Annotated in this window: 18 protein-coding genes; 6 read left to right on the forward strand and 12 right to left on the reverse strand. The window is 65.1% G+C overall.

Going from position 1 to position 23,712, the window contains the following annotated elements:
• Positions 1 to 22 precede the first annotated feature (22 nt).
• Entirely contained in the window at positions 23 to 970 is a 948-nt protein-coding gene (locus U6115_RS15555) for a dihydrodipicolinate synthase family protein (protein ID WP_043577582.1), read from the reverse strand.
• A 55-nt stretch (positions 971 to 1,025) separates the two neighbouring features.
• Complete coding sequence (locus U6115_RS15560; RefSeq protein WP_043578035.1) at positions 1,026 to 1,952, reverse strand: 4-hydroxyproline epimerase; 927 nt, start codon at positions 1,950 to 1,952, stop codon at positions 1,026 to 1,028.
• Positions 1,953 to 2,251: 299 nt separating this feature from the next.
• Between U6115_RS15560 and U6115_RS15565 the strand changes: the two genes are divergently transcribed.
• The gene (locus U6115_RS15565; protein WP_230623406.1) at positions 2,252 to 3,040 is read left to right on the forward strand and encodes an AraC family transcriptional regulator; all 789 of its coding nucleotides are present in this window, start codon (positions 2,252 to 2,254) and stop codon (positions 3,038 to 3,040) included.
• 95 nt (positions 3,041 to 3,135) lie between these two features.
• Here the strand turns inward: U6115_RS15565 and U6115_RS15570 are convergent, their stop codons facing one another.
• From U6115_RS15570 to U6115_RS15595, 6 genes are all read right to left on the reverse strand, one after another.
• Positions 3,136 to 6,369, reverse strand: coding sequence for a transglycosylase domain-containing protein (locus U6115_RS15570; RefSeq protein WP_043577588.1), 3,234 nt, complete (start codon positions 6,367 to 6,369; stop codon positions 3,136 to 3,138).
• 247 nt (positions 6,370 to 6,616) lie between these two features.
• Positions 6,617 to 6,943: a hypothetical protein gene (locus U6115_RS15575; RefSeq protein WP_043577591.1), complete on the reverse strand. Its 327-nt coding sequence runs from the start codon at positions 6,941 to 6,943 to the stop codon at positions 6,617 to 6,619.
• An 18-nt stretch (positions 6,944 to 6,961) separates the two neighbouring features.
• Positions 6,962 to 7,837, reverse strand: coding sequence for a hypothetical protein (locus U6115_RS15580; RefSeq protein ID WP_043577593.1), 876 nt, complete (start codon positions 7,835 to 7,837; stop codon positions 6,962 to 6,964).
• A gap of 141 nt (positions 7,838 to 7,978) precedes the next feature.
• Positions 7,979 to 9,682, reverse strand: a complete 1,704-nt coding sequence (locus U6115_RS15585) for a putative 2-aminoethylphosphonate ABC transporter permease subunit (protein WP_043577596.1) — start codon at positions 9,680 to 9,682, stop codon at positions 7,979 to 7,981.
• Positions 9,676 to 10,776: a putative 2-aminoethylphosphonate ABC transporter ATP-binding protein gene (locus tag U6115_RS15590; RefSeq protein ID WP_043577598.1), complete on the reverse strand. Its 1,101-nt coding sequence runs from the start codon at positions 10,774 to 10,776 to the stop codon at positions 9,676 to 9,678. The genes U6115_RS15585 and U6115_RS15590 overlap by 7 nt, the downstream gene beginning before the upstream one ends.
• A gap of 68 nt (positions 10,777 to 10,844) precedes the next feature.
• Positions 10,845 to 11,867, reverse strand: a complete 1,023-nt coding sequence (locus tag U6115_RS15595) for a putative 2-aminoethylphosphonate ABC transporter substrate-binding protein (RefSeq protein WP_043577601.1) — start codon at positions 11,865 to 11,867, stop codon at positions 10,845 to 10,847.
• Positions 11,868 to 12,112: 245 nt separating this feature from the next.
• Here U6115_RS15595 and U6115_RS15600 point away from each other — a divergent pair, with 245 nt between their 5' ends.
• The 5 genes from U6115_RS15600 (at position 12,113) to U6115_RS15620 (ending at position 20,883) form a co-directional block, all read left to right on the forward strand.
• On the forward strand, positions 12,113 to 12,970 hold the full coding sequence (locus U6115_RS15600) for a phosphate/phosphite/phosphonate ABC transporter substrate-binding protein (protein WP_052258165.1): 858 nt from the start codon (positions 12,113 to 12,115) through the stop codon (positions 12,968 to 12,970).
• A gap of 3 nt (positions 12,971 to 12,973) precedes the next feature.
• Positions 12,974 to 16,135 (forward strand): ATP-binding protein, encoded by a 3,162-nt coding sequence (locus tag U6115_RS15605; RefSeq protein WP_052258167.1) that lies wholly within the window; start codon positions 12,974 to 12,976, stop codon positions 16,133 to 16,135.
• Positions 16,128 to 17,789, forward strand: coding sequence for a sensor domain-containing diguanylate cyclase (locus U6115_RS15610; RefSeq protein WP_047243588.1), 1,662 nt, complete (start codon positions 16,128 to 16,130; stop codon positions 17,787 to 17,789). Before U6115_RS15605 ends, U6115_RS15610 begins: the two co-directional genes overlap by 8 nt.
• 159 nt (positions 17,790 to 17,948) lie before the next feature.
• A complete protein-coding gene (locus tag U6115_RS15615; RefSeq protein WP_047243587.1) occupies positions 17,949 to 19,145 on the forward strand; it encodes an ATP-grasp domain-containing protein in 1,197 nt (398 codons plus the stop codon).
• 103 nt (positions 19,146 to 19,248) lie between these two features.
• Positions 19,249 to 20,883: a methyl-accepting chemotaxis protein gene (locus U6115_RS15620; RefSeq protein WP_181243149.1), complete on the forward strand. Its 1,635-nt coding sequence runs from the start codon at positions 19,249 to 19,251 to the stop codon at positions 20,881 to 20,883.
• Positions 20,884 to 20,984: 101 nt separating this feature from the next.
• Here U6115_RS15620 and U6115_RS15625 read toward each other — a convergent pair whose 3' ends face one another.
• The 4 genes from U6115_RS15625 to phnF form a co-directional block, all read right to left on the reverse strand.
• Positions 20,985 to 21,527, reverse strand: a complete 543-nt coding sequence (locus tag U6115_RS15625; RefSeq protein WP_043577607.1) for a beta/gamma crystallin-related protein — start codon at positions 21,525 to 21,527, stop codon at positions 20,985 to 20,987.
• 169 nt (positions 21,528 to 21,696) lie between these two features.
• Positions 21,697 to 22,260 carry a phosphonate metabolism protein/1,5-bisphosphokinase (PRPP-forming) PhnN gene (phnN, locus tag U6115_RS15630; RefSeq protein WP_043577609.1) on the reverse strand — a complete coding sequence of 188 codons (564 nt, stop codon included), beginning with the start codon at positions 22,258 to 22,260 and terminating at the stop codon, positions 21,697 to 21,699.
• Positions 22,250 to 22,942: a DUF1045 domain-containing protein gene (locus tag U6115_RS15635; RefSeq protein ID WP_047237798.1), complete on the reverse strand. Its 693-nt coding sequence runs from the start codon at positions 22,940 to 22,942 to the stop codon at positions 22,250 to 22,252. The genes phnN and U6115_RS15635 overlap by 11 nt, the downstream gene beginning before the upstream one ends.
• Positions 22,942 to 23,664 (reverse strand): phosphonate metabolism transcriptional regulator PhnF, encoded by a 723-nt coding sequence (gene phnF / locus U6115_RS15640; protein WP_043577611.1) that lies wholly within the window; start codon positions 23,662 to 23,664, stop codon positions 22,942 to 22,944. Before phnF ends, U6115_RS15635 begins: the two co-directional genes overlap by 1 nt.
• Positions 23,665 to 23,712: the final 48 nt, after the last annotated feature.

A 23,712-nucleotide genomic window follows, 5' to 3' on the forward strand; every position in this document is an offset into this window, starting at 1 on the left:
AGGGCGCGGCGGGGATTGAATATCAGGCGACATTCTGCTCGGCCGACCAGTTGCGGTACCACTCGCGGAACAGCGCGTACTGGGTTTCGGCATAGCGGCGCTGGGCGGGGCTCAGCGCGTCGGTCTCGTTGAAATGCAGCGCGTATTCCTTGTCGCCGTTCAGCACCATCAGGTGCTTGTAATACAGCACCAGGTCGCAGCCCTCGTCGAAGGAGGACAGCACGGCCAGCGCCGATTCCAGCTCGCCGGCGCGGCGGCGGGCGACGGCATCGCCTCTGGCCGCCGTCCGGCTCAATGCCACCAGGTGCAGCACCTCGCGCGGCAACGCGTTGCCGATGCCGGTGATCGCGCCGGTGGCGTTGCAATTGACGAAGCCGTGCACCACCTGGGTGTCCACCCCCACCATCAGCGTGACTTCGTCATCCTGGGAGGTGATGTGCTCGGCGGCGTAGCGCATGTCGGCGGCGCCGCCGAATTCCTTGAAGCCGATCAGATTGGGATAGGCGCGGCGCAGCTCGAAGAACAGGTCGGCGCGGGTGGCGAAGCCATAATAGGGGCTGTTGTAGATCACCGCCGGCAGCTTGGGCGCGGCGGCCAGAATGGCCGAGAAATGCGCCTTTTGCGCGGCCGGCGACGCGCCGCGCGACAGCACGCGCGGGATCACCATCAAGCCATGCGCCCCCACCTGGGCGGCGTGGGCGGCATGGGAAACCGCCTCGCGGGTGTTGACGGCGCCGGTGCCGACTATGGTCGGCACGCCGGCGGCCACCAGCCGCGCCACGCCCTCCTGGCGCTGAGCTTCGCTCAGCAGCGGCCAATCGCCCATCGAGCCGCAGTACACCACCGCGCTCATGCCCAGAGACACCAGCTCCTTGCCCTTGGCCACCAGCGCGTCGAAATCCGGCTGGCGATCAGCGGTGCACGGGGTCATCAGCGCCGGAATGCAACCGGTGAAAATGTTATCGCTCATTGTCTTGCTCCTTGCGGCATTCATTCAGGTGGTAGAGGTAATGAGAGGCGTGGGCTCAGATGCCCCACGCGAAGGGGTCTTCTTCGTCTATCAGCAATGTCGCGCGCGCCGTGACGTGGGCGCGGCCGGTGATGTAGGGGCGGATGAAATCGCCTTCGCGCTGGTAACGGCCGATGAAGCGGCTGCCGGTGATGCCGGCCTGCACCCACTCTTCGCCTTCAGCCAGCTTGCCGTCGGCGGCCAGGCAGGCCAGCTTGGCGCTGGTGCCGGTGCCGCAGGGGGAACGGTCGTAGGCCTTGCCGGGGCACATGACGAAGTTGCGGCTATCTGCGTGTTCATCGTCGGCGAACAGTTCCACATGATCGATGCGCGCGCCGTCGGCCCCGGTGAGGCCCTGCGCGTCCAAGGCCAGCAGCACGGCACAGGCAAAAGCGCTTAGCGCCTCGACATTGTCCAGCCGCACGCTCAGGCCATGCTCGGCCACCAGGAAAAACCAGTTGCCGCCCCAGGCGATGTCGCCGATCACCCGGCCATGGCCAGGCACCTCCACTACCGCCTGCCGGCGGTAGCGGTAGGCCGGCACATTGCGCAGCGTCACCGCGCCATCTTCATGTAAAACGGCGCTGACCGGCCCCACCGGAGTGTCGATCTTGTGGGTGCCGGGCGCGATTCGCCCCAGGTAATGCAAGGAGGCGATCAGGCCGATCGTGCCGTGGCCGCACATGCCCAAGTAGCCGGCGTTATTGAAGAAGATCACGCCGCAGGCGGCGTCGGGCGAAACCGGCTGGCAGTACAGCGCGCCCACCAGCACATCGCTGCCGCGCGGCTCCAGCAGGCAGGCGCGGCGCCATGGGTCGTGCCGCTCGCGCAATTCATCGCGCTGGTCCGCCATGGTGGCCCCCGCCAGCGCGGGAAACCCGCTCAGCACCAGCCGGGTGGGTTCGCCCCCAGTGTGGGAATCTATGACTTCAATCTGCTTGATTCGCTTGTCCATTCTCCAGCTCCATTCAGTCCGGCCGCCCCGCCATCGTCTCGCAGGCCTTTGATTCCATTGAATCTCTGCGCCTAGCCGGCATTCGCTTCCACCCTGCTAGCATGGCCGCGTTGTCGCCGACAATCTTGATGGCTATCATCAGCAGCAATGACGAAATCGGCATAGTTCGCGTTTCAGCGAACCTGCAGAATGGGATAGGCTTGATGCTTGACCGGGCGGCAGAGCATTCGGGATGGCGAGGTGGCAATGGATGCCAACGGCTAAGCTCGCCTAGAAAGGTGGGGGGAGTGACGAACGAAACCGTGGAAAAAATCGCCCGCTGGCGAGACGAAATCCGCCCGGCGACGATGGACGACTTGCTGGCGGGCATCGCCCCGCTGATGCCGGTGCTGGACCTGATCCCCAACGCGGCCATCTTCATCAAGGACAGGCAGGCGCGTTATCTCTGCGCCAACCAAACGCTGGCGCAGCGCTGCGGCTTGAAGGATTTGCCGCCGCTGCTGGGAAAAACCAGCGCCGAAGTGTTTCCCATCCAGCTGGGGCAGGTCTACACGGCGCAGGATATCAAGGTGCTGCAGGACGGCCAGGTGCTGGAAAGCCAGCTGGAACTGCATCTGTTCAAAAGCCGGGAGCCAGGCTGGTGTCTGACCTACAAGTGGCCCTTGTACAACCGGCAGGAAGAAATCATCGGGCTGATCGGCATCTCGCTGGATTTGCAGTCGGCCAGCAAGACGCACCCGGCTTATACGCGCCTGGCGGCGGTGGACGAATTCATCCGCCGCCATTTCAGCCAGCCGATTTCAATGGCGGAGCTCACCGCCATCGCCGGCTTGTCCATCGCCCAGCTGGAGCGCTACTGCAAGAAAGTGTTCCACCTGTCGCCGCGGCAAATGATACTCAAAGCCAGGCTGGAACATGCGCACCGGCTGCTGCATGAGGACATGGCCATCACCGAAGTGGCCCTGAGCTGCGGCTATACCGACCACAGCGCCTTCAGCCGCCAGTTCAAAGCCTTGACTGGTCTGACGCCGCGCCAGTATCGGCAAGAGCTGGGCCATGGCAGCGGAGCGGAATAAGCCAGCGCGGCGGCGGAAAGCGCCCTTCGCCCGCGCCACGAACACCAAGCCCCGCGCCGGCCATGCCGCGCGGGGCTTTGCCACCCTCTTCCGCCCTAACCTTCCCGGCCGTCCGCCCGCCAGTCCGCCTCGCGCCGCCGTTGCGGCAGCGCATCCATCTGCGGCTGCTTCAGCAACTGGCACATGCCGCCCAGGCTGGGCACCAGGCATAACGGAGTGCCCGGCGGCAAGCCCAAGTCCGGGGTGCCTTCCGCCACGCTGTCGGCGCCCTGGCTGGTGCCGCGCGGCGTCAGATCCAGCCGCGGCGCCAGCGTGGGCGCCAGCACCTTCAGCACCTGCACCGGCAAGGCGCTGGTGAATTTGTAGTCGGCCGCCTTGGGGCCGGCCACATAGGCGATGATGGTGCCGAAGTAGTGGTCGCCGATGTAGAACACGAAGGCGCCGGAACGGCTGACCACCCGCGCGGAGGTGAGGCCGCCGCCGCGGGAGAAGGTCTTGAAACGGTTGTCGCCGGTGCCGGTCTTGCCGCCTATCAGCACGTGCTCGCCCTTGCGGTCGAACGCGCCGGCGGCGCGGTGGGCGGTGCCCTTGTCCACCACCTCGGACAGCACCTGGCGCACCAGTTGCGGGATTTCCGGCGGCAGCACCCGCACACCGCGCGCCGGCGCCTGCGCAAGCGTGGTGTCGTACGGCGTGGCGGAAGCGAAATGCAGTTTGTCGATGTAAACAGTCGGCAGCCGCACTCCGTCGTTGGAAATGATGCCCATCAGCTCGGCCAGCGCCGCCGGCCGGTCGGCCGACGCGCCCAGCGCGGTGGCGTAGGACGGCACCAAGGAATCGAACGGATAACCCATGCGCTTCCAGGCCGCGTGGATCTGGCGGAAAGCGTCGATCTCCTGGATCTGGCGGATGCGGTTGTCCTGGCCGCCCTTGTGCTTGCTGTTGAACAGCCATTGGTAGACTTCCTGGCGCTGCGCTGCGCTGGCCTGCACCATGTCCGACCACCCCGCTTTGGGATGGGCATGCAGATAAGCCACCATCCACAATTCCAGCGGATGGACGCCGGCCAGATAACCGCGGTCGGCCAGGTTGAAGCGATCCGGCCCCAGTTCGTCGTACAGCTTGGCCAGGTTTTTGGGGTCCATCTTGGACGGCGGCGTCTGGTAGCGGGCGATGAAGGCCGCCATTGCAGCCTGGCCCTCGGTTGGATGCACGCTGCGGAAGATCACCGCCAGCCGCTTGGCGCTGCGGCGCGCCTTTTCAACCAGGGCGGCGTCGATCTCGCTGGCGCTCTTACCGTGGTATTTGCGGTAGAAGCCGGCCATGAAGGTTTTCCCCTCGCGGTCGGCGAAGCGCTGCAGATAGGCGAGCCGGCGCGGGTCGTCTTTGTCGCCCATCACCTCGCGGTCATAGCCAGCCGGGTACATGTAGTAGTGGGCGACGTCGCGCATCAGCCGGATGTACACCAGGTTGACCGAGTGCTGGGTCGCTTCCCGCAGCGTCAGGATGCGGCTGTTGTCGCTCTTCTCGAAGTTTTCGAAGGTATGGCGGCCGCCGCCGGTGAAGAAGCTTTCGCCCGGGTTGGCGCTGTACTTGCGCTCCATCGACGCCGCCAGCATCGCCGACAGGCTGCGGTCGTCGTTTTGCTTCAGGTAGTCTATCGCCCAGCGCCGCAGCACCGACTCATGCTCGGTCGGCCGGATGGCGGCCAGCTCCGCCTTGTCCAGGCCCGCGTACTGCCGGTGCAGATCGGCGATGACTTCCAGATAGGTGACCAGGGTGCGCAGCTTGGCGGTGGAGCCCAGATCCAGCTTGGTGCCTTCGTTGATGTCGAAGGGCTGGTCGAAATTGTCGGCCTGCACCCTGACCTGGTTGCCGACCGGCGTGCGCTCAATCAGCGTGAAGCTGTAGGTGACGCCGCCGGGCGAGCCTTGCTGCAGCAGGAATTTGTCGCCCAGCCCCACCGATTTGGCGTAATCCGGGTCGCGCAGCTTCAGCAGCTTGTCGGTCACCTCCTGCTGCAATTGCGAATCCAGCGTGCTGTTGACCGTCAGATCCAGGTGGTCGAGATCGTACATGCGCGGCATGCCCAGCATGCCGGCCAGCTTCACCCGCACCGCGTTGGCGCCCTTGCGCTCCACCAGCGACTTGCTGACGAAGCTGGCCTTTTCCCGCTGCTGCCGCAGCGACACCCGCAAGGCGGCGTCGCGCAACTCCGGCGTGATCACCTTGTCGCGCGCCATCAGCCGCAGGTAGGAGTCCGTCAGCGCCTCCAGCACCTTCATGTCGCCGTTGAGGAAGTAGGACGGGCTGCGCTGCGAGATCATCAGGCTGAACGCCTCCTTGAACACGGTGGCCTGCTCGCCCACCGACAGCGGCGCGTCGCTGGCCAGCGTGCGGTTGACCTCGTCGAACGAGCGGCCGTACCAGGCCCACATGCCGTCGCCGATGCCGGAGATTTCGCCGAAGCCGGCGCGCGCTGCCAGCGGCACCGTGTTCAGATACTCCACCACCAGCTGGCGGCGCACGGCGCTGGTATCCTCGCCGCCATGATAGGCCCGCACCGAGGCGGACAGCATCTGGCGCAGCTTCTCTTTGGGGGTGCCGGTGCGGCCGCCGGGCGAGTGGCGGAATTTCTCGATCTGGGTGGCCAGGGTGCTGGCGCCGGCCGAATGGTAGCCGGGCCGCAGCAGGTGCAGGCCCTCGTCCGCCAGCGCCTTGCCGAAGCGCGACCACTCCACCGCCGGGTTCTGCTGCGGATTGCTGTCGTCCAGCAACGAATGGTTTTCGATGTACAGCAGCCCGGAAACCAAGAGGCGCGGCAGCGCATCGAAATCGCGGTACACCCGCTGCGGATAGAGCGACTGGTAGATGGCGCGGCCATAGCCGTCGTAAACCAGCAAGCCGGACTGGTCTTTTTCGCGATACGGCGGGAACAGCCCCAGCGGCAGCAAGGGCCCGGTCACGCCGCTGTCCACCAGCCGTATCATGTCCGGCGACTGGCGAGCCTGGCCGGTAATGGCGAAGCCGCGATTTTGCAAGCGATCCAGGTAGCGCGGCAGGTCGGAATAGCCCATGCGCAGGTCGTAAGGGCCGCCGCGCTCGGGAAAGCGCATGTCCTTGCTGCGGCCAGGTTCGACCTGGAAGGTGGCATGGCGGGCGGCGCGGCTGAAAAACATCGCCTGGAACCGCGAGGTATGAACCTCGTTGAGGAACAGCGACACCGCAAGGCCGCACAATGCGATGAACAGCCCGAACAGCGCCCACCATGCAGAAGAAGACGGCTTGCCTTTTCCCAATCCGAGTTTGGCTTCCGAAGTATCTATCATGATCAGTCGGCCCTTGGGCCGCCCCCTTGCTGCATGATCTGGAGAAGATGCTGGCTATACCGGTTACCACTGCTCGGCCGTCAGATTTTCCACCGGCTTTCCCTCAATATCGGACAGCCGCCGCGCTTTAGTAAAGGAAGGAAAAGCTTGTTAAAGAACTTGCGCGCGGCAAGGGGCGCCGGCGCCGGGGGCAGACGGACCACATAAGCGCCGCGCGCGCGCTTTTCTCGGACGGCGAGGCCCTTTCTCAGGCCAACAATGCCGCCGCCAGGCCCGACGCCTTGCCCGCCAGCTGTATCGCCTTGGCCACAAACGCGATGGAATTGCTGGTCTGCTGCAATTGCTGCGCCGCGCTGTCCGCCGCTTGCGTCGCGTCCTGCAGCGCGGCCACCGCGCCGGCGTACTGGGCGGCGGCGGCGTCCAAATCGCGGGAGATGGCGGCCATAGACTGGCCCGCCAGCGTCGCCTGCAGATCGCCGCATTGCCGGCTGATGTCGCCGGTGGTGGCGATCATCAGATTGTTGAACCGGGAAGCCAGCCCGGTGAGCCGCTCGGCCAGATCATGATTATTCATCGCTCGCTCCTTGGTTTACTAACCGGGCAGCGACCGGTACAGGCTGCGCAGCCGCTTGGCTTCGTCGACGAATTCGCGCAGCCGGTCCTGCCGCGCGCCCGGATCATCCAGGCTTTGCCGCAGTTGCCGGTGCAGGATGGGAAAAGCCTGCGACTCCTTGCCTATCAGGTCCAGCGCCCGGTGCTGGCGGTCGAAATCGGCCAGCTGCGCCGCCACCTGCAGATCGCCCTGATAGCGGGCCCAGCTGCCAAAGGCCGGCCGGAAACCGTCGCGGTCGACAAAGCTCAGGTAGCGCAGGCTGATGTCGGTCAGATACAGCTGCAAATCCTGCTGCACGCGGCTCATTTCCCGCGCCAGCGCCTCCAGCCCCGGCTGCGCCCGGTCCATCACCGCGCGCAGGCTGTCCTTGCGCTGCGACGCGAGCTTGGCCTGGCCGAAGGCGTCGATCGCGGTCGCCAATCCATTGGCCGCCGCCGCGCTCAGGCCGCTGCCCTGCAACTGTCGCAGGCTGGCCGCCAGGTCCTGCGACGATTTGTCGATGTCGGCGGGGTTGCCGGCGGCGGCCAGCTGCGCCAACGCCGCCGAATAGCAGGCCCGCAGGTCCAGCGACGCCTTCACTTTGTCCAGTTGGCCGGACAGGTCATACGGCTGCCCCAGGGCATTCAGCAGCGGAAAGCCTTGCAGGCCGACCTTGCGATCGGGCGCGGTCAGCACCGCGCTGTCGCGGGCCGATTGCTCCAGCGCGGCGAAGCTGGACGCGGCGCCGTCGTCCATCTGGCGCGCCGCCTCGCTCAGCGCGGCGAACTTGGCGCTGTCCAGGCTGGCGCAGGCGGCAAGCGCCAGCGGCAGGGCCAGCGCGGCGGCGCGGACAAGGCAAGAAAGCGGGCGGGTCATGGCACCTCCCAGGCTGGACGGAAATGACGAGCGGAGGGCGCCGCCCGCCGCAATTCCGATCGGCAATGCCGAAAGAATTGACGATCCAGATTGAGATATAGCCTGTCATGCCAATCTGGCAAGCCCGCTTCCGCTCGCCATTCAGCCCGGCTCGCGCCAGCGCCGGCTGCGTCTGGCCAACGCCTTTTCCAGCCCCAGCGACAACAGCGACACGCTGCCAGAGGTCAGCACGATCAAGGTGGCCATCGCCGCCGCAGCCGCGGTGTCGCCGGCGTCGTCCATGGTGATGATGGATACCGCCGCCAGGCTGTTTTCCGGACTGATGATGAACACCAGCGCCGACAGCGTGGTCATCGCCGATACGAACAGGAAACGCGCCACGTCCAGCAGCGCCGGCAGCGCCACCGGCAGCGTGACCCGCCGCAAGGTGGTCCAGAACGGCACCTTGAGCGAGGCCGCCACCGCTTCGAATTCGCCGTCCAGCTGCTTCAGCGCGGTGGCGACGGTGAGATGCGCGGTGGTGTAGAAGTGGGCGATGGTGCAAACCGCCATCAGCGCCATGCCGCCGTACAGCGCGTTCAGCGGGTTGGCCGGATGGTTGAAAAAGAATACGTAGCCCAGGCCCAGCACCAGGCCTGGCACCGCCATCGGCAGCATGGCGAAGAAGCGCAGCAGGCCGCGGCCCAGCGGCGCCGCCTGCTGTTTCTCGCAGACGTAGGCGCCCAGAAACACCAGCGCGCTGCCCAGCAGCGCCACCGCGCCGCCCAGCTTCAGGCTGTTGAAATAGGCGTCCCAGCCGCCGCCGTCGACATGGTCGAAACGGTAATGCGCCAGCGTGAACGACAAATCGTACGGCCAGTATTTGAGAAAAGACGCCGCCACCCCCACGCCCAGCAAGGCCAGCAAAAACGCCGACACCACGGCCAGCAGCGCCGTCGCCGCGGCGTCCCTGGGCAGCGAGGGCGCGGGGGCGAGCAGCACCGCCCGCGCGGTGAGCGCCGCCTGTTGCCGCCGCGCCAGCGCGCGCTCGATGAAGAAGGACAACACTGCCGGCAGCAGCAGCATCAGCCCCACCACCGCGCCGCGCGGGAAGTTCTGCTGGCCGACCACTTGCTTGAACGCCTCCACCGCCAGCACGTTGTAGTCGCCGCCCACCACCTTGGGCACGCCGAAATCGGTGACCACCAGCGTGAACACCACCAGCGCCGCCGATACCAGGCCGTAGCGCGCGCCGGGCAGGGTAATGGTGAAGAACTGCCGCCACGGCCCGGCGCCCAGCGTCCTGGCCGCCTCGTACAACCGCGCGTCCGCCGCGGCCAGCGCGGTGGCGATGATCATCAGCGCGTAGGGAAAGGTGTAGAACACCTCGCCCAGCGCCACGCCCCAAAAACCGTAGATGCCGGCGCCGCCCAGCCAACCCTTGAGCAAGCCCTGGTTGCCGAACAGGTATACCAGCGAAATGGCCGGCATCAACGACGGCGCCAGCAGCGGCGCCAGCGCGATCTGGCGGAACAGACCGCGCCCCCAGGCCCGGCTGCGGCTCAGGCACCAGCCGAAGGCGAAGGCCGGCGGCAAGGTCAGCGCGCTCACCGTCAGCGCCAGCAGCAGGCTATGCCAGGCGGCGCGCATCAGGCCGGGAGAGTCCAGCACCTGGGCGAAGTTGGCCAGGCCGGCGAAGACGCCATCCACGGTGACGAAGGCCTTGCCCAGGATGAACAGCAGCGGCAAACCCAGCGCCAACGCCAGCAACGCCGCCAGCGTCCACACCAGCGCAGCCGCCGCCAGTTTTTCGCCGTCGGCGCGGCCAGCAGCCAGGCGGACCGATCGCAGCGCCAGGCTCAGCATGCGGCCTCCCCGGCATAGGCGCGCAGCAGCGCGGCCGGCAGCTCCACCGGCACGATCTCGCCCGGCGCCAGCGGCTGGCGCCGCAGCATGGAAGGGCACAGCTCGGCGAGCAGCGTCTGACCCGGCATGCCCTCCGGGCGCAGCCGGACGCGGGTCATCGCGCCGCCGAAGCTGACATCCTCCACCCGCGCCAGCAGGGTATTGGGCCGCGGCTCCCAGCGGTCCTTGACGAGGATGTCCTCCGGCCGCAGAAACAGGGTCAGCGGCCCGCCTTCCGGCAATGGCGTCTCCAGCCGCAGCGCGCATGCGCCCACCCTGGCCTCGCGGCTGCCCTGGCGCTGCGCCGGCAGCCAGTTGGCCGCGCCGACGAACTGGGCGACGAAACGGCTGGCCGGCTGGCGGTAGATTTGCGCCGGCGTGCCCACCTGCTCGACGCGGCCGGCGTTCATCACCACCACCCGGTCGGCGATGGCCAGCGCCTCTTCCTGATCATGCGTCACCATCAGCGTGGTGACGCCCAGCCGCTTCTGCAGACTTTTCAATTCGTCGCGCAGCCGCTCGCGCACCCGCGCGTCCAGCGCCGACAAGGGCTCGTCCAGCAGCAGCAGGCCCGGCGCGGTGGCCAGCGCCCGCGCCAGCGCCACCCGCTGCTGCTGGCCGCCGGACAGCTGCGACGGATATTTGCGCTCAGCGCCCGGCAGACCGACCACATCCAGCAGCTCGCGCACCCGCGGTTCATGCCGCGCCTTGTCGCGCCGCGGGGTCAGGCCGTAGGCGATATTGTCGGCGACGGTCAGATTGGGAAACAGCGCGTAGCTCTGGAACACGATGCCGTAATCGCGCTTGGCCGGCGCGGCATCGGTGATGTCGCGGCCGGACAGCAGAATGCGGCCGTCGTCGGGCGCGTCCAGGCCGGCGATCAATCTGAGCAGCGTGGTCTTGCCGCAGCCGGACGGCCCCAGCAGGCAGACGAACTCGCCCTTGCGTATGGACAGGGACACCGCGTCCAGCGCGGCGAAGCCGCCGAAACGGCGGCTCAGGCCGTGGACGGACAGGTGTTCGGACAAGCCCTGCAGGCTATCGACCGGTTTCATCGGCAACTCCATCTTGCTTGAATCTCGAAAAGCCGCCCGCAAGCGGGCGGCTAGCGCCGGCTCCGGCCTCAGTTCTTGGCCGCGGCCTTGCTTTCATAGCGGCGCGACCATTCCTGCAGGATGGCGTCGCGGTTTTTCGCCGCCCAGGCGAAATTGTTTTTCGACAGGCGCTTGGCGTAATCCGCCGGGATGTACGGATTCTGCTTGGCCACGCCGGGCATCGCCAGCACCGCGTAGTTCTTTTCGTACAGCCGCATCGCCGGCAGGCTGGCGGAGAAGTCCGCCAGTTTCTTGGCGGCTTCCAGATTCTTGGTGCCTTTGACGATGGCGGTGGCTTCCAAATCCCAGCCAAGGCCTTCTTTCGGGTAGATCAGGTCTATCGGCGCGCCCTGCGCCTTCAGTTCCGCGCCGCGGTATTCAAACGAAATGCCGATCGGGAATTCGCCGGTGGCGGCCATCTTGCACGGCTTGGAGCCGGAGTGGACGTACTGCGCCATATTGAGGTGCAGCTTGTCCATATAGTCCCAACCCGGCTTCTCGCCCATCATCTGCAGCCAGGCGGACACATCGAGGTAGCCGGTGCCGGACGAGGCCGGATGCGGCATCACGATCTGGCCCTTGTAGACCGGCTTGGTCAAATCGGCCCAGCTTTCCGGCTTGGGCAGGTTCTTCTTGGCGGCTTCCACGGTGTTGAAGCAGATGGTGGCGGCCCACACGTCCATGCCGGTCCACTTGGGCGGCTTGGCCTTGTCGACGAATTGCGGGCTGAGCTTGTCCACGCCCTTGGGCGCGTAAGCCTGCAGCATGCCTTGCTGGTCCAGGATCATCAGACTGGTGGCGGCCAAGCCCCACACCGCGTCGGCTTGCGGATGATTCTTCTCCGACAGCAGCTTGGCGGTGATGATGCCGGTGGATTCGCGCACCCAGCGGATATCGATATCCGGATTGGCTTTCTCGAAAGCCTCCTTGTAATCCTTGACCTGATCGGCCTCCAGCGCGGTGTACACCGTCAGCGTGGTTTTGGCGTATGCCAGCGGGGACAAAAGTCCGGACACGGCCAGACCGATTGCGACAGCTAGCTGCTTCTTCATCGACGATGCTCCTTTGTTTAGACGTATAGACAAATTCATCCACAAACCGACCCATCTGGAAAACTGCTGCCACTATGCCGCTAGGCGATGACAAGCCAGTGAAAAGAACATGAAGCTTGTTTTGCCCCTCTAGACCACTGCCCGCACGCCATCCGCAACGCAAGCGATCTACTGAGTTTTATCTATATTGACGCTAAAGACAGGCACCATCTCGCCACATTGTTTCGCGCAGGAGAGACGAAAGCATGAAGGCATTACGCCCCCCCCGATCGGGCAAGACCCACCTCATCCTCGCCAATCTGCTACTACCTGCCGCGCTATTGGCATCCACGGCAAATGCTGGAGCGCCTATCCTCCACTTCGGCATTGTTCCGCAGCAATCCGCTCTCCACCTAGCGCGGAACTGGGGGAGCTTACTGCAATATCTGGGCAAATCATGCACACTGGATCTGCAATTTGAAACGGCCCCGGACATTCCCACTTTTGAGCGTCGGGTGGCCAAGGGCCAGTACGACATCGTGTACTTCAACCCGCTGCACTACGTGGTCTTTCACGACAGCGCGGGCTATCAGGCGCTGGCGAGGGAAAAAGATACCCGGTTGGTTGGGCTGATTGTGGTGCGCAAAGACAGCCCCATCCAGAACGTTCGTCAGCTGGAAGGCAAAACCCTGGCCCTTCCCGCGCCAGAGTCGTTCGCCGCGAGCGTACTGCCCCAAGCGGAGCTGGAGTCCATGGGCGTACATGTCAATGTCAGTTATGTCGGCTCACACGACTCGGTCTATCTCGCCGTCAGGCAAGGTCTTTATTCGGCAGGCGGCGGTATCAACCGCACCTGGAGCCAGCAACCTGATGCTGTGCGCAATGCGCTGCGCATCTTGTGGCAAACGCCGCCGCACACGCCGCACCCGTTCGCCACGCGGCCCGGCTTGCCTTCGACGCAGCGCCAATGCCTGCTTCGGACATTGACCCATCTGCAAGACACACCGGAGGGACTCGCCTTGCTACAGCAAGTGCAACTGAAACCGCTGACGGCGGCTCGGGATGAAGACTGGGACGATATCCGCCGCCTGGGCATACATTACCAAGCGCCGGGAGAGCAATAGCACATGTCGTTCCGGCTTAAGACCATACTCGGCATAGCGCTGATCGAATTGATGATGCTGTGTATCCTGCTGTATTTTGGTTTGGGCCTGCTGCGCGATACCAGCGTTCGAGAAATGATCAAACGGCGGCAGATCATAGCCGAGCAGTTCGCCCAAGCCAATCAAAACGCTGTGCTAAGCACCGACCTGGCAACGCTGCAGAGCGCAGCGGAGCAGATGGTGAAATCTTCCGACATCCTCTATGCTCGCGTGTTCGACGGCCATGACAGGCTTCTCGCCGAGGCCGGCGATCCTCGAAGCTTGGCCCTGCATGACTCAGCCAAACAGGACTCAGCCACGCAGAACATAGACCAGCTCTCGCCCGACCAACCGCTCACCATCACCCGAAACATCGAGATCGGCGGCATCCATTACGGTCGAGTGGAACTCGGCACCTCGGTGGCTAACCACCGGCAATTGATGCAGAAAGCCCTACAAAATGGCCTTATGCTCGCCCTGTCCGAACTCGCCTTATCCGCGCTGTTCTCTCTGCTACTGGGTACCTATCTGACCCGCCAGCTCGAGTCGCTGCAACAGGCCTCCCAAAAAATGGCTGCCGGCGAGCTGGGCTACCAAGTGGAAGTGCAAGGCAAAGATGAGCTGGCGCGCACGGCAGAGATGTTCAACCGGATGTCGACCCAGCTGGCCTTGGACCGCAGCCAGCTGGAAACCGCGCTGAACCGCGCTGAAGAAAGCCGAAAGGATTTACAGCGGCAAGAAGATCTGCTGGATGCAATCAATTACATGCAAAGCCTGTTCATTGGCAAGGTGCATCCCGAAACATTGTTCAGCTACGCCCGCGACATCCTACTGCTGTGGTTCAATGCCGAACACGGCTTTATATGCGAATTGAACAACCAGGCAAGCCAGCCCCAGTTTCTCCCCATCACGCCTGCTCTGAGCCCCCCGCCGCAGATGGACACAGACGAGCTGTTGCAATGCTGTCTCTATCAAGAACAGGAACAGCTGCTGGGCCTGCAACAGAGTTCGTCCGGCGCCTTATCCCAAGGCTACTATTTCCTGAGCATCCCCATCATTCTGGCCTCCAGCGTAATTGGCTCGTTTACCCTGTTCTTCCCTCGCCCGGTCGACCCGGACCATGGCAACAAGCTCCCGGCGCCATTGATGAAAACATTGGGACAACTGATGCAGGCAAGCCAGGCCCAACGCAAGCTAGAACAAACACAGCTTCAACTTTCGCGGCAACAAATACTGTTATCCGCTGTCATCGACACCTCGATAGACGGCATCGCCACCTTAGACAGGCTAGGCCTGTTCACCAGCGCCAACAAGGTGACCGAATACATGTTCGGCCTACCGCGCGGCAGCCTGATCGGCACCGCCTTGCTGGACTGCCTGGAACCGTCCAGCCGGCGCGCGCTGCAGCCGCTACTGCTCGGCGACGACATCAAATTGAGCAGTTTGCTGCAACTCACCGCCAAACGCGCCGACGGTACGCCGTTTCCGATAGAGCTGGCGATCACCCACATGCCGGACACAGGCAAAGATTACTACAACCTGAACATCCGCGACATCACGGAGCTAAAGACAGCAGAGAGTGAGTTGCGGCGCGCCAAGGATAAGGCCGATGCGGCCAACCAGGCCAAGAGCTCCTTCTTGGCCACCATCAGCCACGAAATCCGCACCCCGCTGAACGGGGTGCTCGGGATGCTGGAGTTGCTGAAGTTGAGCCAATTGGACTCTGGGCAGCAAGACATGGTGGACACTGCGCGCGACTCCGCGCACACCTTGCTGCTGCTGATCGACGATGTGTTGGACTTCACCAAAATCGAGGCCAACCAGCTGGAGCTGGTTAAGACACCCACCGATATCTGGCCACTGCTACAAAGAGTGCTAAGCCGCTACGCCCATACCGCCGAGCAAAAGGATCTGAATTTCGACCTGCAGATCGATCCTCTGCTCGCCCCCACCCTGCTGCTTGACCCGCTGCGGCTGCGGCAGATCTTACAAAACTTTCTCAGCAACGCGATAAAGTTCACCGCCACCGGCGCCATCACCTTGCGCGTCCAAGTGGAAAAAGAGGCCACCGGCTGGCAAAACCTGATTTTCGACGTCATCGATACCGGTATCGGCATCCCGCCCGAACAATTGCAAACGCTGTTCCAGCCATTCAGCCAAGGCGATTCCGCCACCTCCCGCCGCTATGGCGGCACCGGACTGGGCTTGGCTATCAGCCGCCGCCTGGCAGAGCTCATGGGCGGCGAGGTGGCAATAGACAGCGAACTGGGGCATGGCACACGGGTTTCACTGCATCTGTGCGTGGAAGTGGCTGAACGCAAAGCTCCTCCCCCCCTCGCACTTCTGCCCTCCGCAGCGCCCAATGCGGAAAAGCGCATATTGCTCGTGGAGGACAACCCCACCAATCTGAAGCTAGCCACCAAGCAGCTGGAAAAGCTCGGTTATCGGCCCGATACAGCGGAGGATGGCGCGCAGGCTTTTGAAAAATGGCGGCGCGATCATTACCATCTGGTGATGACCGACTGCCTGATGCCCAATATCGGAGGCTTCGAACTCGCCAGGCTGATCCGAAGCTACGAGGCGGAACACCCCGCCCGCCCCCGTTCCACCATCATCGCTTGCACAGCCAATGCCGCGCCAGAAGAGCTGCAAAAGACCCGTGATGCCGGCATGAATGACTACCTCATCAAGCCCTTCGCGCTGGAAACCCTGTCCGCGGCGCTGGAAAAATGGTTGCAGGGCGCACCTCCTAGCGTTAGCCCCCCGGCAGCGGGGGCTCAACCGGAAGGCCCCGCGCCGCTCGACCTGTTAATGCTGCGAACACGCTGCGGCGAGAGCGGAAAATCCGAAAGTCAACTGCTGGGCGAGTTCCTGAAGAACACCCGCCGACACACCTCATACATCCGCAACGCCATAATCAGCGACAACCTGCCGCTAATCGCCCTCACCACGCGGGACATCCAGACCGACGCGACCCCAATAGGTGCGCACAATATCGCCGAGGCAGCCAGACACCTAGAGCAAGCCGCAGAGGCCGAGCAGAAAGAGACGATCCCCAGGTTGGTACTGCAACTGGAAGCCGCCTGCCTGGAAGTGGAGCAATGGCTGACGAAGCGCCGCGCACCGCACGAGTTAAGCCATGGCTGAGCGGAAAAGCCGCCAAGGCGGTCCGTCTCAATACATCCTGTATTCAAAGGGCCTGCGGTACCTCTTTGACAGCATAGTTACCCGCCTGCTGGCGCTGGCGCTGCTGATCGTGCTCACCGGCTCCATATCACGCTATTACGCGCTGAGCAGTTTTCTATATGAAGACCTGAGCAAGGTGGTGGAAAACCAGCAGCTGACGCTGGCCAACTACGTCGCGCACGACATCAACGGCAAAGTAGAGCAAAGGGAAGACCTGCTCATCCACCTGGCGACGGTGTTGCCGCCGGAGCTGCTGAAGCGCCCGCCCCAGCTGCGGGACTGGCTCAAGGAGCACTACCAGTACCAGCCGCTGTTTTCCATCGGCTTGTTCGTAGTGAGGCCGGATGGCCGCGCCATCGCCGACTATCCTCTCAATCCCAGACGGATGACAGTCAATTACCGCGACCGCGACTATATCCGGGCAGCGCTGCAAGGGGACCCCTACATCGGCCGCGCCGTAGTCGGCCTCACTTCGAAAATACCGGTGCTGCCGATGGGCGCGCCGATATACGGCGCCGATCGCAAAGTGAAGGCGGTTCTGGTTGGCGTCACCGCGCTGGACGCGCCAAACTTTCTCGATCTGCTGCAACACACCCATATCGGCGGCCACATCGACAGTTTTCTGCTAGTCTCGCCGCGCGACAAGCAGTTTGTCTCTTCGTCTCAACCTGACATGATACTGAAGCCGCTGCCCCGGCCCGGCGTCAACCGGCTGCACGACAAGGCAATGGCGGGCTTTCGCGGCGCCGGCATCACCGTCAACGCCAAAGGGGTGGAAGAAGTCAGCGCCATCGCATCGGTCCCGCGCGCCGGCTGGTTCGTGGTGGCCCGGCTGCCCAGCAGCGAGGCCTTCGCCACCGTGGAGAGGGTAAAGGGCTTCACGCTGCGCAACACCGTTGCCGCACTGGTCGTCTTCGCGCTGATCTGCGGCGGCGGCCTGTACATCGTATTGCGGCCGCTGTTCCAGGCCGCGCGCCACGCCGACCGCATGACGCGCGGCGAGCTGCCGCTGGAGCCGATGCCCATCCAGCGCAACGATGAAGTCGGCCACCTGATCGCGGCGTTCAACCGCGTGCTGCACAAGCTCAACGACCAGAAAGCCGAACTGGCCCGCATCGCCCATCACGACTCGCTGACCGGCCTGCCCAACCGCTCGCTGCTGTCCGACCGCCTGCACATGGCGCTGGCGCAGGCGCAGCGCAAACGCAGCGCGGTGGCGCTGCTGTTCATGGACCTGGACGGCTTCAAGCTGATCAACGATACGCTAGGCCACAAGGCCGGCGACAAGGTGCTGTGGCAGGTGGCGCAGCGCCTGTCCAACATCGTCCGCCAGACCGACACGCTGGCGCGGATAGGCGGCGATGAGTTCGTGCTGCTGCTCAGCGATCTGGACGACGGCGCGGAAGGCATCGCCAACACGGTGGCGCAGAAATGCATAGAGGCGTTCGACGCCCCGTTCCAGACCGCCGGCGCCTCCTGCAAGCTGGGCATTTCGATCGGCATCGCGCTGGGAGACGGCCTGAGCACCTCGGACAGCCTGTTGCAGGCGGCCGACCAGGCCATGTACCTCGTCAAGAAAACCGGCCGCAGCGGCAGCGAAACCATACGGATATGACGCGGCGGGACATTCGCCCCGGGTGGAGACATCATCCGCCGCGCGATCCGCGCGGAATCCGGCGCAAACGCCCGCGGCGAATAATCGGACGCCTGCCGGGAAATTCAATTAGAATTGTCACTTATAAAATAATCGCCAAAATAAAATCCACGCTCGTCCATGCCTTTACCGACTCAAGCCGGCCCCTCCCCTGCTTTCCTCGAAAAACCGCGACACATCCTGATACTGGGCGCGCGCTCTCCCGCCTGCCTGGAATGGGCTCGCGCCTTTCGCGCCGCCGGCTGGCGGGTGAGCGCGGCGGATTCGCTGCGCTGGCCGATAAGCCGCTTCAGCCGCGCGGTCGATGCCTACCATCGCCTGCCATCGCCGCGCGCCAATCCGGCGCGCTGGCTGGACGCGCTGCGCCAGGCGATCACGCGCCATGGGGTGGACCTGGTGCTGCCCACCTGTGAAGAAACCTTCTACCTGTCCAGCGGCCGCGACACCCTGCCTTGCCGGGTTCTGACTGAGCGCTTCGACCTGATGCGCCAGTTGCACCACAAGCACCGTTTCGCTCTGATGACCCGCGGCTGGACGGCCCAGGCGCCGGAAACCCGGCTGTTGGAATCGCCGGACGCCGTCATGCGCATGCGCCACGCCGCGCCGGGCTGGGTGTTCAAGCCTGCCTATTCCCGCTTTGCCAGCCGCGCGCTGCTGCGTCCCTCTCCCGCCCAACTGGCGCGCGCGCGGCCCAGCGCCAGCCGGCCTTGGGTTGCCCAGCGCTACATGCCGGGCCGCGAGCACTGCAGTTATAGCGTGCTGGCGGCGGGACGCGTGACCGCTCATGCCTGCTACCACCCGCGCTACCGGGCAGGCAAAGCCGCGGGTGTCTGGTTCGAACCCACCGACCCGGCGCCCATCCGGGCGTTCATCGAACGATTCGGCGCCGAAACCGGCTACAGCGGCCAGGTAGGCTTCGACTTCATCGAAACCGCCGACGGCGCCTGTCACGTGCTGGAGTGCAATCCCCGCGCCACCAGCGGCGTCCATCTGTTCAGCGACCAGCCGCAACAACTGGTCGCCGCCCTGCTGGACGACATTCCGCCCGGAGAAGTGCTGCGTCCGGCCGCCAGCCCCAAGATGGTGGCCGCGGCGATGCTGCTGTTCGCCGCGCGGCGCCATGGCTGGCGCCGCGAATTCTGGACCGACTTCGGCCGCGCCGACGATGTGCTGGCCCGGCGGGACGAACCCTGGCTGCTGCCGGCGCAGTGCCTGGGCCTGCTGGAAGTCGCCGGCCGCGGGCTGCTCCGGGGCCGCGGCTTGCTCGCGGCCTCCACCGCCGATATCGAATGGAATGGACAAGCGCTGGATGAGTGACTGACGCGGCAGCAAGCGGACAGGCCGGCCGCGGCGAGCTATGCTGACATATCCGCAGCGCTGCTCCGACCAACTGGTTTCGCCTTCGCAGGACCCTGCCGCCATGAGCTTGTTGCAAAACATCAAAGTCGGCCCGCGCCTGGCCGCATCCTTCATGCTGTTGCTGGCCATTCTGCTGGCGGTCAGCGCCAGCGTCTGGAACGGCCTCTCCAGCATAGAAACCAGCACTCATCGCATCGTCGGCGACGACGCCGGCAAGCTGCAATTGGCGGCGGAGCTGGACCGCCATTCGCAAAACGCCGCCCTGCTGCTGCTGCAGATCATCTCCACCCCCGACCGCCCCCAGCGCGTCCCCCTATATGCCGCGATGGACGAGGCCAACCGCCGGGCCAACCAGACTTTCCAGCGCCTGAAAGACTTGCCCTGGACGCCGGAACAGTCCGACGCCCTGCGCCAGCTATCCGCATTGCGCGCCCGCTACACCGCCGCCTTCAGCAACACGGTGGACCTGGTGGAATCCGACGACCCGGCGGCGCTGGCGCGCCAGTACGCCGGCCAGACCCAGCCGGCGCTGCAGCAACTGCTCGCCGCCACCACCGCCCTCGCCTCCGCCCAGCAAAACGACATGAACCGGGAACTGGCCGACGTGCTGGCGCTGATGGGCAATACCCGGCTGTTATTGCTGGCTTTCAGCGCCGCCGCTGCTGTGGCCGGAGTGCTGCTGTCCTGGCGCGTCACCCGCAGCATCACCCGTCCGCTGGAGCACAGCGTGGCGCGGATGGGTGCGATGGCCCAGGGGGATCTGCGCGGCGAGGTGCAGATAGTCGGCAGCGATGAAACCGCGCTGATGCTGGGCCGGATGGCGCAGATGCAGTCGCACCTGGCGACGCTGGTGCGGGAATTGCGCGGCTCCGCCGACATCGTCGCCGCCACCGCCGCCTCCACCCAGTCCGGCGCGGCCGAAGTCGCCGGCGGCGTCGAGCGCCAGCAGGCGGAAATTCACCAGATCAACGCGGTGGTGGAGGACTTCGCCGGCAAGCTGCGCAGCGCGGCGCAAACCGCCTCCCAGGCGCAGGAGCGCGCCAAAAGCGCGGCCGCGCTGGCGCTGCGCGGCCAGAGCCTGATCCAGACCGCCTCCGGCGAAATCACGCTGATCGCCGGGCAGATCCAGGGCAGCGCGGCGGCGGTGGACGCGCTGCGCCAGCGCGCCAATTCGATGCGCGGCATGATAGAGTCCGTCACCGACATCGCCGAGCAAACCAATATGCTGGCGCTCAACGCCGCGATCGAGGCGGCGCGCGCCGGCGAAATGGGCCGCGGCTTCGCCGTGGTGGCCGACGAGGTGCGCCGGCTGGCCGACCGCACCGCCCAGGCCACCCGCGAAATCAGCGAAGTGATCTCGGCGATAGACGACCAGACCACCCAGGCGATGCGGCAGATCGAACAGGGGCAGACGGAAATGGCCCGCGGCGTCGACATGATCCGCGGCATCGTCGACCCGCTGACCGAGCTGAAAGACGGCGCCACCGCCACCTCCAGCGAACTGGACCGGTTGGCCGTCAATATCGCCGAGCAGGTGCGCGAAAGCCAATCCATCGCGCGCAGCGTCGCCGCCATCGCCCAGTCCGCCGACGAAAGCCTGCATGCCACCCACAGCGCCAGACAGAACAGCGCCCGGCTGCTGACCGTGAGCGGTGCGCTGCAGGAGCAGATGCGGCGCTTCGTGCTGGACAGCTGAACCGCCCCCAGCAGATATCCGCCATAGCGGAAACGACGCAGGGCGGAAACCGAATGGCTTCCGCCCTGCTTGCGGCTCGGGTCCGCACCGCGGGAAGCGGCTTACAGGGGCTGGATCGAAGACACGGCGTCGTTGTCCCAGAAGCCGGAGTAGCTGGGATAACGGCCATCGTTGCCAGGACCTTTATTGGAGGCGATGATCCAGCTCTGTCCGGAAAAATTGATGTCCTTGTACATGGACCAGCTGCCGCCCAGGACGATCGCGGAAGATGCCGCATCGTTGAAGCCGATATCGTTGAAATTGGCCTGGGATTGAGTGAACGACACCATCTGGCCGCCGTAATCGCTGTCGCGGAACAGAATCGCGTAGTGGTCGCCGTAATTGCCCGGCAAGGCGCGCACCGAGGAAATGGAATCGTTGCTGCCGCCCCAGGTGCCCGGGCTGGGATATTCGCCCTGCGTCAGAATCCAGCAGGTGCTGGCAAAACCGGCATCTTTGTACAGCAGCCAGGTGCCGCTGACGACGCGAATCGATGAGGTCTGATCATTGAAATTGTAATCCGTCCCCAAATTGGCGGAGTTGCTGGTCAAATCGATGCTACGCCCGCCAAAATTCGAGTTCTGATACAAGATGATTTCAGCCATGAACAGGTTCCTTATGCAGAGGGAGTCAACTTTGGCGCGTCAGCCGCGCCGCAGCGCGGACGGCCTCTACCACTGTAGAGAATCGCTGAAAGGCTGCTGCTCCATGCCGGCAAACCCATTCTTTGGATCAGGCCAGGCGACAAACTCCGGCGTCGCCACCCTTTTTGGCCTATAGAACGCGCCGCTGCGCCCGCAGCCAGCCCAGCAAGGTCTCCCCGGCCAGCTCCAGCGCGCCGTCGTTGACCAGCACCGCGCAGCCGGCGGGAGGCACGAAGGACGCAGCCTCCGCCAACCGGCGCGCAATCGCCTCCTCGCCTTCCCGCCCCCGCGCCCTCAGCCGCGCCGCCAGCACCTCCGGGCTGGCGGTGATCCACAGCGGCCGCAGGCCGGGAAAACGCCGGACGGCCAGCGGCAGCGACGAGCGCGAGCCGTTGACCACCACGTCCAGCCCCTGCGCAAGCCATAGACCCACCTCCGCCCCCAAGCCGTAAGCCAGGCCATTGCGCCGCCAGGCCAGCGCGAAACAGCCGGCACGCTCGCGCTGGTCGAACTCTTCCGGGCTGAGCGCGACATGGTTTTCCCCGCCGGCGTCGGCCGGCCGGGTGATGTAGCGATGCGCGAACATCAAGCCGCCATCGGCCGGCACCCGCTGCCGCACATAGGCCAGCAGGCTGTCCTTGCCGGCGCCGGAAGGGCCGATCACATACCACAGCGCGCCCGTCTCAGCCGCCATAGCGCGCCACCTTTCCGTCGAAGCCGCAGTGGGCCAGATAGCGGAACGGGCCGCCGGCCGTCATCTCCGCGAACAGCGCGATGCCGTCCACCTCCACCGGCCCCAGCCCGGCGAAATGCCGGCGCGCGCCCCGCTCCAGGCTGGCGGCCAGCGCCGATTCCCGCGCCAGCCCGGCGCTGAGGGTCATGTGGAAACGAAACTGCTCGAACACGAAAGGATAGCCCCAGCGCCGATACAGGCTTTGCTGGCGGGCGTCCAGCCCGGGACGGGGCTTCAGGGCCTGGCCTGGGTCGGCCCAGGGCGCCATCGCCGTCGTGCATGCCGCGGCCAGCTCTTCCAGCTCGGCCGACGCCGCCGCGGGGCGCAAGGCCAGAAAATCGTCCAGCCACTCCACCCGCAGCGTCAGCGCGAAAGGCTCGAAACCAGAAGCCAGCCGCGCGGCGGCCGCCAGCAGGCCGGCCGCATCCATGCTGGGCGCCAGCTCGAACGGCGCCTTCAAGGTGGCGTGCCAGCCGTAGCGGGCGGCTGCCGCGGTAAGGTCGGCCAGCGTGGCCGGGTCAACCCCATCCAGCGCCGGCTGCGCCAGGCTCTGGCCGCTGGCCGCGTCCCGGCCCAGCCAGAGGCTGCCGGCTCGCCACAAGCCGCTGTCCGGCCTGGGCGCGTAATACAGCGCGCAACGCATCAGTCGTCCTCCATCACCAGTTGCACCAGGTCGCCATTGAAGCAGGTGATGCCGTATTGCACCGGCCTGCCGTCCAGGTCCACGTTCAGCGACTTCACATGCAGCACCGGGCGGTTCTTGGGAATGCCCAGATAATCCACCGTCTCCGCGTCCGGCAGCCGCGCGGTGACGCGGGTGAAGCGGCGGGTGTAGTCGTCTATGCCGAACTCCCGCAACGCACGCGTCACCGAGCGCTGGCGCTGGTACACCTGCGGCAGGCCGGCGAAACGGGCGGCGGGGAAAAACAGCGTCGCGCAGTCCACCACCCTCGCCTCCACCCGGCTGAGGGTCTTGATGCGGAACACCTCGTCGCCGACCGCGACTTCCAGCAGGCCGGCCAGCTCGGCATTGGCCGGCACAGTGTCGCTTAGCAGGATGTCGATGTCGGAACTGAGGTTCTGCCGCGCCATGTTCTGCGTGAAGCGGGTGCGCTTGCTGATGGCGTAGTCGATCGCATTATCCTGCACGAAAGTGCCGCGCCCCTGCTCCACCCGCAGCAGGCCGCGCTCCACCAAGGTAGCCACCGCGCGGCGTATGGTGTGGCGGTTGACGGCGAAACGCTCGGCCAATTGCAGCTCGGTCGGCAGCTGCGCGCCCGCCTGCAAGGCGCCGCTGGCGATCTGCGCCGCCAGGCTGTCTTCTATCTGCCGCCAGACGGCGACGCCGGAACCTCTCTCTATCATTGCCACGCTCCTCTTTGTCTCGCCACGGCAAAGGTCTAGTCGCGCCGT

This window comes from Chromobacterium subtsugae (genome assembly GCF_035919665.1).
Classification (GTDB): domain Bacteria; phylum Pseudomonadota; class Gammaproteobacteria; order Burkholderiales; family Chromobacteriaceae; genus Chromobacterium; species Chromobacterium subtsugae.

Bases quoted from the DNA above. Each gene is read 5' to 3' on its own strand.
- U6115_RS15625 (WP_043577607.1), bottom strand. From the start codon at position 21,527: ATGGCTGAAATCATCTTGTATCAGAACTCGAATTTTGGCGGGCGTAGC.
- U6115_RS15585 (WP_043577596.1), bottom strand. From the start codon at position 9,682: ATGCTGAGCCTGGCGCTGCGATCGGTCCGCCTGGCTGCTGGCCGCGCC.
- phnN (WP_043577609.1), bottom strand. From the start codon at position 22,260: ATGGCGGCTGAGACGGGCGCGCTGTGGTATGTGATCGGCCCTTCCGGC.
- U6115_RS15610 (WP_047243588.1), top strand. From the start codon at position 16,128: ATGGCTGAGCGGAAAAGCCGCCAAGGCGGTCCGTCTCAATACATCCTG.
- U6115_RS15570 (WP_043577588.1), bottom strand. From the start codon at position 6,369: ATGATAGATACTTCGGAAGCCAAACTCGGATTGGGAAAAGGCAAGCCG.
- U6115_RS15620 (WP_181243149.1), top strand. From the start codon at position 19,249: ATGAGCTTGTTGCAAAACATCAAAGTCGGCCCGCGCCTGGCCGCATCC.
- U6115_RS15555 (WP_043577582.1), bottom strand. From the start codon at position 970: ATGAGCGATAACATTTTCACCGGTTGCATTCCGGCGCTGATGACCCCG.
- phnF (WP_043577611.1), bottom strand. From the start codon at position 23,664: ATGATAGAGAGAGGTTCCGGCGTCGCCGTCTGGCGGCAGATAGAAGAC.
- U6115_RS15575 (WP_043577591.1), bottom strand. From the start codon at position 6,943: ATGAATAATCATGATCTGGCCGAGCGGCTCACCGGGCTGGCTTCCCGG.
- U6115_RS15600 (WP_052258165.1), top strand. From the start codon at position 12,113: ATGAAGGCATTACGCCCCCCCCGATCGGGCAAGACCCACCTCATCCTC.
- U6115_RS15635 (WP_047237798.1), bottom strand. From the start codon at position 22,942: ATGCGTTGCGCGCTGTATTACGCGCCCAGGCCGGACAGCGGCTTGTGG.
- U6115_RS15595 (WP_043577601.1), bottom strand. From the start codon at position 11,867: ATGAAGAAGCAGCTAGCTGTCGCAATCGGTCTGGCCGTGTCCGGACTT.
- U6115_RS15590 (WP_043577598.1), bottom strand. From the start codon at position 10,776: ATGAAACCGGTCGATAGCCTGCAGGGCTTGTCCGAACACCTGTCCGTC.
- U6115_RS15580 (WP_043577593.1), bottom strand. From the start codon at position 7,837: ATGACCCGCCCGCTTTCTTGCCTTGTCCGCGCCGCCGCGCTGGCCCTG.
- U6115_RS15605 (WP_052258167.1), top strand. From the start codon at position 12,974: ATGTCGTTCCGGCTTAAGACCATACTCGGCATAGCGCTGATCGAATTG.
- U6115_RS15615 (WP_047243587.1), top strand. From the start codon at position 17,949: ATGCCTTTACCGACTCAAGCCGGCCCCTCCCCTGCTTTCCTCGAAAAA.